This window comes from Streptococcus sp. 20925_1_69, from assembly GCF_041432365.1.
Taxonomy (GTDB): Bacteria; Bacillota; Bacilli; order Lactobacillales; family Streptococcaceae; genus Streptococcus.
This window is the reverse complement of sequence record NZ_JAPVZL010000006.1, coordinates 136,006-150,785: the sequence shown is the minus strand read 5'-3', so window position 1 is coordinate 150,785 and position 14,780 is coordinate 136,006. Positions and strand designations below refer to the sequence as shown.

The 14,780-nt window shown below is 40.7% G+C and carries 12 protein-coding genes and 1 pseudogene; all 13 read left to right on the top strand.

Annotated elements, in window-relative coordinates:
• Positions 1 to 542 precede the first annotated feature (542 nt).
• On the top strand, positions 543 to 734 hold the full coding sequence (locus O3601_RS05965) for a hypothetical protein (RefSeq protein ID WP_000681201.1): 192 nt from the start codon (positions 543 to 545) through the stop codon (positions 732 to 734).
• On the top strand, positions 731 to 925 hold the full coding sequence (locus O3601_RS05960) for a hypothetical protein (protein WP_219967532.1): 195 nt from the start codon (positions 731 to 733) through the stop codon (positions 923 to 925). Before O3601_RS05965 ends, O3601_RS05960 begins: the two co-directional genes overlap by 4 nt.
• Complete coding sequence (locus O3601_RS05955) at positions 912 to 1,796, top strand: ABC transporter ATP-binding protein (protein ID WP_371471711.1); 885 nt, start codon at positions 912 to 914, stop codon at positions 1,794 to 1,796. The genes O3601_RS05960 and O3601_RS05955 overlap by 14 nt, the downstream gene beginning before the upstream one ends.
• 1 nt (position 1,797) lies before the next feature.
• A complete protein-coding gene (locus O3601_RS05950) occupies positions 1,798 to 2,535 on the top strand; it encodes an ABC transporter permease (protein WP_371471709.1) in 738 nt (245 codons plus the stop codon).
• Positions 2,535 to 3,632, top strand: a complete 1,098-nt coding sequence (locus tag O3601_RS05945; protein WP_371471706.1) for a sensor histidine kinase — start codon at positions 2,535 to 2,537, stop codon at positions 3,630 to 3,632. The genes O3601_RS05950 and O3601_RS05945 overlap by 1 nt, the downstream gene beginning before the upstream one ends.
• A complete protein-coding gene (locus O3601_RS05940; RefSeq protein ID WP_033679613.1) occupies positions 3,633 to 4,232 on the top strand; it encodes a response regulator transcription factor in 600 nt (199 codons plus the stop codon).
• Between the two features lie 303 nt (positions 4,233 to 4,535).
• A complete protein-coding gene (rpsL, locus tag O3601_RS05935) occupies positions 4,536 to 4,949 on the top strand; it encodes a 30S ribosomal protein S12 (protein WP_001142332.1) in 414 nt (137 codons plus the stop codon).
• 19 nt (positions 4,950 to 4,968) lie between these two features.
• A complete protein-coding gene (gene rpsG, locus O3601_RS05930) occupies positions 4,969 to 5,439 on the top strand; it encodes a 30S ribosomal protein S7 (protein ID WP_000087873.1) in 471 nt (156 codons plus the stop codon).
• Between the two features lie 278 nt (positions 5,440 to 5,717).
• Positions 5,718 to 7,799 (top strand): elongation factor G, encoded by a 2,082-nt coding sequence (gene fusA, locus O3601_RS05925; RefSeq protein ID WP_000090345.1) that lies wholly within the window; start codon positions 5,718 to 5,720, stop codon positions 7,797 to 7,799.
• Between the two features lie 196 nt (positions 7,800 to 7,995).
• Positions 7,996 to 8,382: pseudogene (gene tnpA / locus O3601_RS05920) on the top strand (IS200/IS605 family transposase); the annotation flags it as partial.
• A 327-nt stretch (positions 8,383 to 8,709) separates the two neighbouring features.
• Positions 8,710 to 13,101 (top strand): PolC-type DNA polymerase III, encoded by a 4,392-nt coding sequence (locus tag O3601_RS05915; RefSeq protein ID WP_371471702.1) that lies wholly within the window; start codon positions 8,710 to 8,712, stop codon positions 13,099 to 13,101.
• A gap of 87 nt (positions 13,102 to 13,188) precedes the next feature.
• Entirely contained in the window at positions 13,189 to 13,713 is a 525-nt protein-coding gene (locus O3601_RS05910; protein WP_140833282.1) for a DnaA ATPase domain-containing protein, read from the top strand.
• A 107-nt stretch (positions 13,714 to 13,820) separates the two neighbouring features.
• Positions 13,821 to 14,774, top strand: a complete 954-nt coding sequence (locus O3601_RS05905) for a YafY family protein (protein ID WP_042749966.1) — start codon at positions 13,821 to 13,823, stop codon at positions 14,772 to 14,774.
• Positions 14,775 to 14,780 lie beyond the last annotated feature (6 nt).

The window sequence follows — 14,780 nt, the reverse complement described above, 5'->3', positions numbered from 1 at the left end:
ACCAAGGTGTCGCAGGTTCGAATCCTGTCTTCCCGATACATTACAGAGATACGTAAGCGTATCTTTTTTTATTTAACTAGATATTATATACATTAAGAGAGAATCAGTTTGCTTCTCTCTTTTTTTATTTCAGTAATTCATTTTGATCGCGTATACTTTTTTGTTTCCTGATTTGTTCAATGAATACAGTAGTTTAGGTACATAAATTAAAATTTAACAGATTGTATAATTCTTACAAACTTTTAAGAAAGTAATTGAAGAGTTTTTTTGTTCTGCCTATAATATATGTGTTTTGTACGATAAAAATTTCCGCTCTTTTGATTTTAAATAAGTATTAGTTTTCAATATAGTGTGAATTGGGTTTGATATTTCTTTTAAGGAAGCTGCATTAGATTTTTCTACTTGTTTTTTATTGTATAGTGTATCTTGCTTGTTTTGAACAGAATCTTTTATGACATTTGTCATATTTCCTTGTGACAGAAGCATCTAGCTCCGCTAACTTCAAAAGACTATAATTGAAGTATGAAAGGGAGGAAGAAAAAATGAAACATAAAGTAATTGTCGCAATGAGTTTAGTAGCAGCAGGAGTCATGACTTATCTCATGTTCTCAGGATTGGATGAAGGTTTCTATCATTTTCCTTGGGAGCTATTTGCAGGATTTGGAATGATGTCCTGGCTTATCCGAGAAGGTTTGAAATTAGTCTCAGATGTGAAAAAGGAGTTTGAAAAATGAAAAAAGCATTTCTCTATCTTTTTATTGGACTATCACTAGTGGTATGGTTGGTAGAAATGTTTACAGGTTGGTTTGATCAAGCCTTCCTTCACCAAGCCATTCGCGGTGCCTGGGGTCTAGGATTTATGATTTTTATCGCCTTTCCGATGGGAAAGGAGTGGCTGAAAGGAGAATATGATGAACATGATTAAGGTAGAAAGCCTAAATAAAAACATCAAGGGCAAGGCTATTTTGAAGGATATTTCCTTTGAGGTAACAGAAGGTGAATGCGTCGCCTTGATTGGTCCCAATGGTGCTGGGAAGACCACACTCTTGGACTGTTTGCTTGGAGATAAACTGGTCACAAGCGGTCAAGTATCCATCCAAGGCTTGCCAGTGACGAGTTCTCAGTTAGACTACACAAGATCCTATCTCCCTCAAGAAAATGTCATCGTTCAGAAATTAAAGGTCAAAGAGTTGATTGCTTTCTTTCAAAGTATTTATCCAAATCCCTTGAGCAACCAGGAGATCGATCAACTATTGCAGTTTGACAAGCAACAAAAAGAGCAATTTGCAGAAAAATTGTCAGGTGGGCAAAAGCGTCTTTTCTCTTTTGTCTTGACCTTAATTGGGCGACCAAAGCTTGTCTTTTTAGATGAACCAACTGCTGCCATGGATACTTCAACTCGTCAACGCTTTTGGGAAATTGTTCAGGAGTTAAAAGCTCAGGGAGTAACCATCCTCTATTCGTCTCATTATATCGAAGAGGTAGAGCATACAGCGGACCGAATCTTGGTCTTGAATAAGGGAGAGTTGATTCGCGATACAACACCTCTAGCCATGCGCAGTGAGGAGATTGAAAAGCACTTTATCCTTCCTCTAGCATACAAGGAAGTCATTGAGCAGTCTAACTTGGTTGAAAACTGGTCACAAAAACAAGATGCTTTGCAAGTAGTTACACGTGAAGCGGATGCTTTTTGGCAACTGTTAGTGCAAGCAGGATGTAGGATTCAAGAAATTGAAGTCAATAACCGTAGCTTGTTGGATACAATCTTTGAAGAAACACAAAAGGGAGATGACTAAGATGAAACGATGGATCGCACTAAACAAGATAGAATTTCTATTGACCAAACGACAATTAGTCTATTATCTATTATCCGTAGGGATGCCGACAGCCTTCTATTTATTCTTTTCAGGCATGTATCAGGACACACCAGGTGGACCGGCTAATTTTATGCGCGACTACCTCATTTCCATGACGGCTTTTTCCATGATGTCGACCGCTATCTTTTCATTCCCAGTTGTTTTACATACCGACAAGATCAACAACTGGCAGAAAATATTACGTCATAGCCCTGTAAATATGGTAGAATATTATCTATCAAAGATAACAAGTATGATGGTTGATTATTTGGTCTCAATTCTGGTTGTTTTCTCAGTTGGGCATTTTGTAAGAGGTGTGGATATGTCTCTTGGAAACTGGATTGGGGCTGCACTTTTGCTGATAGTAGGAAGTGTAGCTTTTGTAGCGCTTGGTTTGACCTTGACACTCTTACCGACTAGTCAGCTGATGTCTGTCGTAGGCAATCTTCTTTACTTTGGCTTGGCTGTTTTAGGTGGACTCTGGATGCCCGTCTCTTTATTTCCAGATTGGATGCAAGCAATCGGGAAGCGCCTACCAAGCTATCAGTTGATGGAATTGATCAAGACCTTCTTAAATGAGGGTGGCCTCAATCTATCAGCCATAGTTTATCTACTTGTTTTTTCAGCAGTTTTGTTTGGTTTGACCATTTACCTTCAAGGTCATAAGGAGAATGCTTAATGCTTAAAAGACTGAAGAGCATAGACTATATGTATTGGGCCAGTTTGATTTTTATGGTTTTCCCCATCCTTCCTGTAGTGACTGGGGAACTAGCTGTCTGGCATTTATTGATTGATATTCTATTTATAGTGGCGTATTTGGGTGTTTTAACAACTAAGATCCTTCGTCTATCCTGGATTTTCTGGGGGATCATGCTGGTCTATGTTGCTGGAAATACCGCCTTTGTTGCTGTGAACTATATCTGGTTCTTCTTTTTCCTTTCCAATCTCTTAATTTATCATTTTGGCGTACGTAGTTTTAATTCTTTACATGTCCGGACTTTTCTCCTTGCTCAAGTCCTAGTTGTGGGCCAGCTTTTGATTTTTCAGAGAATCGAAGTTGAGTCTCTATTCTATCTACTTGTAATTCTTGCTTTTGTCGATTTAATGACTTTTGGTTTGGTTCGGATTAGGATTGTGGAGGATTTGAAAGAAGCTCAGGCTAAGCAAAATGCCCAGATAAATCTATTGCTTGCTGAAAATGAACGCAGTCGTATCGGTCAAGATTTGCATGATAGTCTGGGGCATACCTTTGCTATGCTTAGTGTTAAAACTGATCTAGCCTTGCAGTTATTTCAAATACAGGCTTATCCACAGGTGGAAAAGGAATTAAGAGAAATACAGCAAATTAGCAAAGAATCAATGCGTGAAGTTCGAACCATTGTGGAAAATCTTAAATCTAGAACTTTGACATCAGAACTAGAGACTGTGAAAAAGATGTTAGAAATTGCTGGAATTGAGGTGGAAACGGATAACCAACTAGATACTGCTAGCCTAACTCAGAAGTTGGAGTCAACGGCTTCCATGATTTTGCTTGAATTAGTGACCAATATCATCAAACATGCTAAAGCGTCTAAAGTCTACTTGAAATTAGAACGGACAGAGAAAGAACTCGTTCTAATAGTGAGAGATGATGGCTGTGGCTTTACTTCTATAAAGGGAGATGACCTCCATACAGTTCAAGATCGTGTTCTTCCATTTTCGGGAGAAGTAAAGGTAATTAGTCAGAAACAACCGACAGAAGTTCAGGTTCGACTACCTTATAAGGAGAGAAAGTAGATGAAAGTATTAGTCGCAGAAGATCAAAGTATGTTGCGAGATGCCATGTGCCAGTTGCTGGCCTTTCAAGCAGATGTAGAGTCTGTCTTACAAGCCAAGAATGGGCAAGAAGCAATCCAACTCTTAGAAAAAGAGTCCGTAGATATCGCCATTCTTGATGTAGAGATGCCTGTTAAGACAGGCCTTGAAGTCTTGGAGTGGATACGAGCAGAAAAGCTTGAAACAAAGGTGGTTGTAGTGACGACCTTCAAGCGCTCAGGGTATTTTGAACGTGCGGTCAAGGCTGGAGTAGATGCTTATGTATTAAAAGAAAGAAACATTGCAGACCTCATGCAAACCTTGCACACCGTCCTAGAGGGACGCAAGGAGTATTCGCCTGAATTGATGGAAGTGGTGATGACACATCCCAATCCATTAACAGAACAAGAAATCGCAGTTTTAAATGGAATTGCTCAGGGCTTCTCTAACCAAGAAATTGCAGACAAACTTTATCTATCCAACGGAACCGTCCGAAATTATGTAACCAATATTCTTTCTAAACTAGATGCTGCTAATCGAACAGAGGCAGCTAATATCGCGAAAGAATCTGGTTGGTTGTGATGATATAATATTTCCCTGGACATTATGTGTTAAAAATGAAATAATTTGTAAATTGAGGAAGGGTCTTAGCTTCCTTCTTTTTGTTTCGTCCAAGGTTGTAGCAAGAGCTAAAATTAAGAATAAAAAAGAAAAATATCTTGACAACCAAGGGGAAAATTTGTTACAATAATAGACGGTACTTTTTACTTTTGGTCTCTCAAGAGTGTACAGGGACGTGCTGACAAATGTTGCAAAAGTACACACAGATGATAGCTGTCACCAAGTGTATCATCACCAAAAATAAAAAAACACAGGAGAATGTAGATGCCTACAATTAACCAATTGGTTCGCAAACCGCGTAAATCAAAAGTAGAAAAATCTAAATCACCAGCTTTGAACGTTGGTTACAACAGTCATAAAAAAGTTCAAACAAACGTTTCTTCACCACAAAAACGTGGTGTTGCAACTCGTGTTGGAACAATGACACCTAAAAAACCTAACTCAGCCCTTCGTAAATTCGCTCGTGTACGTTTGAGCAACCTTATCGAAGTTACTGCCTACATCCCAGGTATCGGACACAACTTGCAAGAACACAGCGTAGTTCTTCTTCGTGGTGGACGTGTAAAAGACCTTCCAGGGGTACGTTACCATATCGTCCGTGGTGCACTTGATACTGCAGGTGTTAACGATCGTAAACAAGGCCGTTCTAAATACGGTACTAAACGTCCAAAAGCATAAGGAAAGGGGATAAAGAGAAATGAGTCGTAAAAATAGAGCTCCAAAACGTGACGTATTGCCAGATCCGCTTTACAATTCACAACTAGTTACTCGTCTTATCAACCGCGTTATGCTTGATGGTAAACGTGGTACAGCTGCTTCAATCGTTTACGGTGCTTTTGAGCAAATCAAAGAAGCTACTGGTAACGATGCACTTGAAGTATTTGAAACAGCTATGGAAAACATCATGCCTGTACTTGAAGTACGTGCACGTCGTGTCGGTGGTTCTAACTACCAAGTCCCAGTTGAAGTTCGTCCAGAACGTCGTACAACACTTGGACTTCGTTGGTTGGTAACAATCGCTCGTCTTCGTGGTGAACACACAATGCAAGACCGTCTTGCAAAAGAAATCTTAGATGCTGCTAACAACACTGGTGCAGCTGTTAAGAAACGTGAAGACACTCACCGTATGGCTGAAGCTAACCGCGCATTCGCACACTTCCGTTGGTAAGATTAAGATACTAAGGGCGTTAAAAAAGCGACTGAAAATTAGGAAGCTTGACGAAGAATCGAAGATTCTAGGAGAGCTTATCTATTTTCCAAGCTTTTAGCCCGGGTTCAAATTAGCTAAATCGATTAGTATTAGCTATAACTCAACTTACCAGCTCGTAAGTTGAAACCAACAATAGCATGAAAACATTGAGAACGGGTAGGTCCTGCCTATCCGTTTTTATTAAAATCATGTTATAATAGAATAGAAATCAAAAATAAATAGGAGAAACAAACCTCATGGCACGCGAATTTTCACTTGAAAAAACTCGTAATATCGGTATCATGGCTCACGTCGATGCTGGTAAAACAACAACTACTGAGCGTATTCTTTACTACACTGGTAAAATCCACAAAATCGGTGAAACTCACGAAGGTGCGTCACAAATGGACTGGATGGAGCAAGAGCAAGAGCGTGGTATCACTATCACATCTGCTGCAACAACAGCTCAATGGAACAACCACCGCGTAAACATCATCGACACACCAGGACACGTGGACTTCACAATCGAAGTACAACGTTCTCTTCGTGTATTGGATGGTGCGGTTACCGTTCTTGACTCGCAATCAGGTGTTGAGCCTCAAACTGAAACAGTTTGGCGTCAAGCAACTGAGTACGGAGTTCCACGTATTGTATTTGCTAACAAAATGGACAAAATCGGTGCGGACTTCCTTTACTCTGTAAGCACACTTCACGATCGTCTTCAAGCAAATGCACACCCAATCCAATTGCCAATCGGTTCTGAAGATGACTTCCGTGGTATCATTGACTTGATCAAGATGAAAGCTGAAATCTATACTAACGACCTTGGTACAGATATCCTTGAAGAAGACATCCCAGCTGAATACCTTGACCAAGCTCAAGAATACCGTGAAAAATTGATCGAAGCAGTTGCTGAAACTGACGAAGAATTGATGATGAAATACCTCGAAGGTGAAGAAATCACCAACGAAGAATTGAAAGCTGGTATCCGTAAAGCGACTATCAATGTTGAATTCTTCCCAGTATTGTGTGGTTCTGCCTTCAAGAACAAAGGTGTTCAATTGATGCTTGATGCAGTTATTGACTACCTTCCAAGCCCACTTGATATCCCAGCTATCAAAGGTATTAACCCAGATACAGACGCTGAAGAAACTCGTCCAGCATCTGACGAAGAGCCATTTGCAGCTCTTGCCTTCAAGATCATGACTGATCCATTCGTAGGTCGTTTGACATTCTTCCGTGTTTACTCAGGTGTGCTTCAATCAGGTTCATACGTATTGAACACTTCTAAAGGTAAACGTGAACGTATCGGACGTATCCTTCAAATGCACGCTAACAGCCGTCAAGAAATCGACACTGTTTACTCAGGTGATATCGCTGCTGCCGTTGGTTTGAAAGATACTACTACTGGTGACTCATTGACAGATGAAAAAGCTAAAATCATCCTTGAGTCAATCAACGTTCCAGAACCAGTTATCCAATTGATGGTTGAGCCAAAATCTAAAGCTGACCAAGATAAGATGGGTATCGCCCTTCAAAAATTGGCTGAAGAAGATCCAACATTCCGCGTTGAAACAAACGTTGAAACTGGTGAAACAGTTATCTCAGGTATGGGTGAGCTTCACCTTGACGTCCTTGTTGACCGTATGCGTCGTGAGTTCAAAGTTGAAGCGAACGTAGGTGCTCCTCAAGTATCTTACCGTGAAACATTCCGCGCTTCTACTCAAGCACGTGGATTCTTCAAACGTCAGTCTGGTGGTAAAGGTCAATTCGGTGATGTATGGATTGAATTTACTCCAAACGAAGAAGGTAAAGGCTTCGAATTTGAAAACGCAATCGTCGGTGGTGTGGTTCCTCGTGAATTTATCCCAGCGGTTGAAAAAGGTTTGGTAGAATCTATGGCTAACGGTGTTCTTGCAGGTTACCCAATGGTTGACGTTAAAGCTAAGCTTTACGATGGTTCATACCATGATGTCGACTCATCTGAAACTGCCTTCAAGATCGCGGCTTCACTTGCCCTTAAAGAAGCTGCTAAATCAGCACAACCAGCTATCCTTGAGCCAATGATGCTTGTAACTATCACTGTTCCAGAAGAAAACCTTGGTGATGTTATGGGTCACGTAACTGCTCGTCGTGGACGTGTGGATGGTATGGAAGCACACGGTAACAGCCAAATCGTTCGTGCTTACGTTCCACTTGCTGAAATGTTCGGTTATGCAACAGTTCTTCGTTCTGCATCTCAAGGACGTGGTACATTCATGATGGTATTTGACCACTACGAAGATGTACCTAAGTCAGTACAAGAAGAAATCATTAAGAAAAACAAAGGTGAAGACTAATTAGTCCTCCCTCTAGAAGGAAGTCACTTAGTGGCTTCCTTTTGTCTTATGTGACTATTAGTCCGTTTCGCTCCGTTAGGTGCGAGACAAAACAACCACCCGCTATGCGGGTGCGCGTCGAAGGTTATACCCAAAAAACTCCGAACGCGATACAATAAAGGTGTTCAAGCCAATTGTAAAGCGAAAGGAGAAAAATATGGCACAAAAGGCTCATAGTTTATCGCACACAAAGTGGCACTGTAAGTATCACATTGTGTTCACCCCTAAGTATAGACGAAAAGTCATCTATAATCAATATCGAAGTAGTTTAGGCGAAATATTTCATCGCTTGTGTAGTTATAAAGGAGTTGAAATTATCGAGGGTCACTTAATGCCAGACCATGTACACATGTTAGTAAGTATTCCACCAAGGATAAGTGTTTCGAGTTTCATGGGTTATTTAAAAGGAAAAAGTGCACTCATGATGTTTGACAAACACGCCAATCTCAAGTACAAGTTTGGAAATCGGCATTTCTGGGAGGAAGGTTATTATGTAAGTACGGTGGGACTCAATGAAGCCACAATTAAGAAATATATTCAAGATTAAAGAAATTATCCAGTGGATGATTTCTTTACGAGTATAAAAATTTGAGAACGAGTAAAGCATGATATAGCACTAGATAAATTGAGTGTAAAAGAATATGAGGATCCATTTAGGGATAGTTGTAAGTAATACTAAAGCCTCTTTAAGAGGCAAGTGACGAGTCAAGAGCAATGAGGCTTGAACAAAGTGAAAGCCAGCATCTTTAGGCGCTGGCTGGTAATTTGGGCTTATAGCCCTGGTACAAACTACCCGTTTGACGGGTGGTCATGATTTAGAAAATACCTCTAAATATGGTAAAATAGTAGGAGAATAATGTGAGGAAAATGAATGTCAAACAGTTTTGAAATTTTGATGAATCAACTGGGGATGCCTGCTGAAATGAGCCAGGATCCTGCTTTATCACAGGCTGATATTGAGCGAGTTGTGGTTCATAAAATTAGTAAGGTATGGGAGTTTCATTTCGTATTTTCTAATATTTTACCGATTGAAATCTTTTTAGAATTAAAGAAAGGTTTGAGTGAGGAATTTTCTAAGACAGGTAATAAAGCTATTTTTGAAATTAAGGCTCTGTCTCAAGAATTTTCAAACCAGCTCTTGCAGTCCTACTATAGGGAGGCTTTCTCTGAAGGGCCATGTGCTAGTCAAGGTTTTAAGTCCCTTTATCAGAATTTGCGAGTTCGTGCGGAGAGGAACCAACTCTTTATTGAAGGCTCCGAGGCGATTGATAAGGAACACTTTAAGAAAAATCACCTTCCTAATTTAGCCAAACAACTTGAAAAATTTGGCTTTCCAACTTTCAACTGTCAAGTAGAGAAGAATGATATGCTGACTCAAGAGCAGGAAGAAGCCTTTCATGCTGAAAATGAGCAGATTGTTCAAGCTGCCAATGATGAAACGCTCCGTGCTATGGAGCAACTAGAACAGATGGCACCTCCTCCAGCGGAAGAGAAACCATCCTTTGATTTTCAGGCCAAAAAGGCTGCGGCTAAACCGAAGCTGGATAAGGCAGAGATTACTCCTATGATCGAAGTGACGACTGAGGAAAATCGTCTGGTCTTTGAAGGGGTTGTTTTTGATGTGGAGCAAAAAGTGACCAGAACAGGGCGTGTTTTGATCAACTTTAAAATGACAGACTACACTTCCAGTTTTTCTATGCAAAAGTGGGTTAAGAATGAGGAAGAGGCTCAGAAATTTGACCTAATCAAGAAAAATTCTTGGCTCCGAGTGCGTGGGAATGTGGAGATGAATAATTTCACACGAGATTTGACTATGAATGTGCAGGATGTGCAGGAAGTTGTTCACTATGAGCGGAAGGATTTGATGCCAGAAGGTGAGCGCCGGGTTGAGTTTCATGCTCATACTAACATGTCGACCATGGATGCTTTGCCAGAGGTCGAAGAAATCGTTGCGACAGCTGCTAAGTGGGGACACAAAGCAGTTGCTATCACCGACCACGGGAATGTTCAATCCTTCCCACACGGCTATAAGGCGGCTAAGAAAGCGGGAATCCAGCTGATCTATGGTATGGAAGCCAATATCGTGGAGGACCGTGTCCCTATCGTCTATAACGAAGTGGAGATGGACTTGTCAGAAGCAACCTATGTGGTCTTTGACGTGGAAACGACAGGACTTTCAGCTATCTATAATGATTTGATTCAGGTTGCGGCTTCTAAGATGTACAAGGGGAATATCATTGCTGAATTTGATGAATTTATCAATCCTGGGCATCCCTTGTCAGCTTTTACTACTGAGTTGACTGGAATTACAGATGATCATGTCAAAAATGCCAAACCACTAGAACAAGTTTTACAAGAATTCCAAGAATTTTGTAAGGATACGGTTCTAGTTGCTCACAATGCGACCTTTGACGTTGGATTTATGAATGCCAACTATGAGCGTCATGGTCTGCCAAAGATTAGTCAGCCAGTTATTGATACGCTGGAGTTTGCTAGAAATCTCTATCCTGAGTATAAACGTCATGGTTTGGGGCCTTTGACCAAGCGTTTTGGTGTGGCCTTAGAACATCACCACATGGCCAATTACGATGCGGAAGCTACTGGTCGTCTGCTCTTTATTTTTATCAAAGAAGTAGCAGAAAAACATGGTGTGACCGATCTAGCTAGACTTAATATTGATTTGATTAGTCCAGATTCTTATAAAAAAGCTCGGATCAAGCATGCGACCATTTATGTCAAGAATCAAGTAGGGCTAAAAAATATCTTTAAACTGGTTTCTTTATCCAATACCAAGTACTTTGAAGGGGTGCCACGGATTCCAAGAACGGTTCTAGATGCCCATCGGGAGGGCTTGATTTTAGGTTCAGCTTGCTCTGAAGGTGAAGTTTTTGATACAGTCGTTTCCCAAGGTGTGGATGCGGCGGTTGAGGTGGCCAAGTATTATGACTTTATCGAGGTCATGCCACCAGCTATCTATGCTCCCTTGATTGCCAAGGAGCAGGTCAAGGATATGGAAGAACTCCAGACCATTATCAAAAGTTTGATAGAAGTGGGAGACCGTCTTGGTAAGCCTGTTCTGGCTACCGGAAATGTTCACTATATCGAACCGGAGGAAGAGATTTACCGTGAAATTATCGTCCGTAGTTTGGGACAGGGGGCTATGATTAACCGAACCATAGGTCACGGCGAACATGCTCAACCTGCTCCTCTTCCAAAAGTTCATTTTAGAACGACTAATGAAATGTTGGATGAATTTGCCTTCTTGGGAGAGGCACTGGCACGCAAATTAGTCATTGAAAATCCAAATGCCTTGGCAGATATCTTTGAACCTGTTGAGGTTGTTAAGGGTGACTTGTATACGCCTTTCATCGACAAGGCTGAAGAAACAGTTGCCGAGCTGACCTATAAGAAAGCTTTTGAGATTTATGGAAATCCGCTGCCAGATATCGTTGATTTGCGGATTGAAAAAGAACTAACCTCTATTCTGGGGAATGGATTTGCTGTGATTTATCTGGCATCGCAGATGCTGGTTCAACGTTCCAATGAACGGGGTTACTTGGTTGGTTCTCGTGGGTCTGTAGGATCTAGTTTCGTTGCGACCATGATTGGGATTACAGAGGTCAATCCTCTCTCTCCTCACTATGTCTGTGGTCAGTGTCAGTACAGTGAGTTTATCACAGATGGTTCTTATGGTTCAGGTTTTGATATGCCCAATAAGGACTGTCCTAAATGTGGTCACAAACTCAGCAAAAACGGACAGGATATTCCTTTCGAGACTTTCCTTGGTTTTGATGGGGATAAGGTACCCGATATTGACTTGAACTTTTCGGGTGAAGATCAGCCTAGTGCCCACTTGGATGTGCGTGATATCTTTGGTGAGGAATATGCCTTCCGTGCAGGAACGGTAGGTGCGGTGAAAGCTAAGATAGCCTATGGCTTTGTCAAGGGTTACGAGAGAGATTATGGGAAATTTTATCGTGCTGCAGAGGTGGAGCGTTTAGCCCAGGGAGCTACTGGGGTTAAACGAACAACTGGACAACACCCAGGGGGAATCGTTGTTATTCCGAACTACATGGATGTCTACGATTTTACGCCTGTCCAGTATCCAGCGGATGATGTGACGGCTGAATGGCAGACCACTCACTTTAACTTCCACGATATCGATGAAAATGTCCTTAAACTAGATGTACTGGGACATGATGATCCGACCATGATTCGGAAACTTCAGGATTTGTCTGGGATTGATCCTAATGAAATCCCTATGGATGACGAAGGTGTGATGGCTCTCTTTTCTGGTACTGATGTACTTGGGGTAACACCTGAGCAAATCGGAACGCCTACGGGTATGTTGGGGATTCCAGAGTTTGGAACCAACTTTGTGCGTGGGATGGTCGATGAAACCCATCCGACGACCTTTGCTGAGTTGCTACAGTTGTCTGGATTGTCCCACGGTACCGACGTTTGGCTGGGCAATGCCCAAGATTTGATTAAACAGGGAATTGCGGACCTATCAACCGTTATCGGTTGTCGGGACGACATCATGGTTTACCTCATGCATGCTGGTCTCGAACCTAAGATGGCCTTTACCATCATGGAACGGGTACGTAAGGGATTGTGGCTCAAGATTTCCGAAGAGGAGCGAAATGGCTATATCGAAGCAATGAAGGCCAATAAGGTGCCAGAGTGGTATATCGAGTCCTGTGGGAAAATTAAGTACATGTTCCCTAAAGCCCACGCGGCAGCCTACGTTATGATGGCCTTGCGTGTGGCCTACTTCAAGGTTCACCATCCTATTTATTACTACTGTGCTTACTTCTCAATCCGTGCTAAGGCTTTTGATATCAAGACCATGGGTGCGGGCTTGGAGGCCATCAAACGCAGAATGGAAGAAATCGCTGAAAAACGGAAGAACAATGAGGCCTCTAATGTGGAAATTGACCTCTATACAACTCTTGAAATCGTCAATGAAATGTGGGAACGTGGTTTCAAGTTTGGCAAATTAGACCTCTACCGTAGTCAGGCGACAGAGTTCCTCATCGATGGGGATACCCTCATTCCGCCATTTGTTGCTATGGATGGTCTGGGAGAGAACGTTGCCAAGCAGTTGGTACGAGCACGTGAAGAAGGAGAATTTCTTTCTAAAACAGAATTGCGTAAGCGTGGAGGGCTTTCATCAACCTTGGTTGAAAAGATGGACGAAATGGGCATCCTCGGCAATATGCCAGAGGATAACCAGTTGAGTTTGTTTGATGAATTGTTTTAAAAAATTGCTTATTTTGATCAAGTGGACAAAATATGTCCACTTGATTTGTTATAATTCTCTTAAAAATAATAGAAAAGAGAGTATAATATGGTGAATCAAGAAATTTTAAATTCTAATGTGTCAATTGAAGAGGAAATTTATAATTTTGAAAAAGGCTTGAAAGATGATGGGAATGATTGGACCGGATTCCCACAAATAGACTTAAAAGAAGATTCTCAATGTATTTACATTTGCGGTATTTCAGAGACTGATAGATGGCATTTGTTTTATTATACGTTAACTAAAATAAAACCTGCTACTCCAATAGCATCACTTGCATATTATCGAGTGAGAGATAATTTGATTTCTTCTAAAGATAGTCAATGGATAAAACTGCAAATGGAGTATACAGAGTATGATTGGCTTTTTCTGAATGGAGTTCAATTTTTGGGAGAGGCTGATCAAAGGGTACAGGAATACTGGATGCAGCGATTCAAAGAGAGTAAGAAAAGAAACAAACTCTTCATTGTATATTCAGACTGCTTACCCGAAGACTTAAAAAATATGCCTGAATCCGTAGTTGAGTTCTTCGAATCTGGCATAGTGGTACAGTTGAAATCATCTAAGGGCTAGTTTATTTTGCTTTAATCGTTTTGAATATAAAGTGCTAGTTAGACTATAGAAGTGATAATAATGTACTGGAAATAGTATTGTTTGAATAATATGTAGAAGGACTGGAAATGAATGATCAAGAGAGACTGCTAACGATTTTTTTACGTTTACAGTTTGGGACTCCGTTAGGAAAAAAGCAACTGGCTCAGGAATTTGAGGTTAGTGAAAAGACGATACAGAGAGATTTTTCGCTACTCCGTGATATTTTATCTAGTCACACCAGTTATAGTGGAGATTTGCTTTATAACCGTAAAACGAATAAGTATTGTTTAGCAAGTAAGTCAGTTTTTAATAAAAAGGATATTCTCGTTATTTCAAAGATTTTATTGGAAAATCGAGCACTGAATAGACCAGAAATTGCTAGTTTACTACATAATTTACTGGTCTTAGTTCCCCGTGATGATCGGAAAGAAATCGAGCAGATTATTGGAAGTGAAAAGCTGAACTATGCTCCCTTAACGGATCAACAAAATAGAATAGAGAAAATTTGGAATTTATCAGAAGCTATTTTGCATGAACAGGTTCTAGATATTATCTATCAAAAACCTTATTCTGAATCTTCTAAGAGGCAGACTGTTTTGCCAGTCTCTCTTTATTATGATAGTCATTATTTCTATCTAGTTGTCTACCAGTTGAAACATGCTACTTATATTACTTTAAGAGTAGACCGTATCGAGTCATGGTCTCTTAGTGATATAGAGAAACCCTCTATTTCTTATCGAGATAAATTTAGAGATGGCGACATTCGTAACGAGAGAGTAGATGCTTTTATCGGGAAGAAAATCAGTATTGAAATCGAGTATTTGTACGATCCGACGATTGTGATGGATCAATTTCCAAATGCAAAAACAGTTGGGAAAAATGGCGACTGGACTCATTTTAAGTTTGAGAGTCAGCATACACCGGGGCTTAAACGCTGGTTGTTGGGGCAAGGGGAAGCAGTTACTGTTTTGTCTCCTCGGATTTTAGTGGAGGATATGAAGCAAACAGTTCAAGAAATGCTAGATAAATATAATAGATGAGGATAA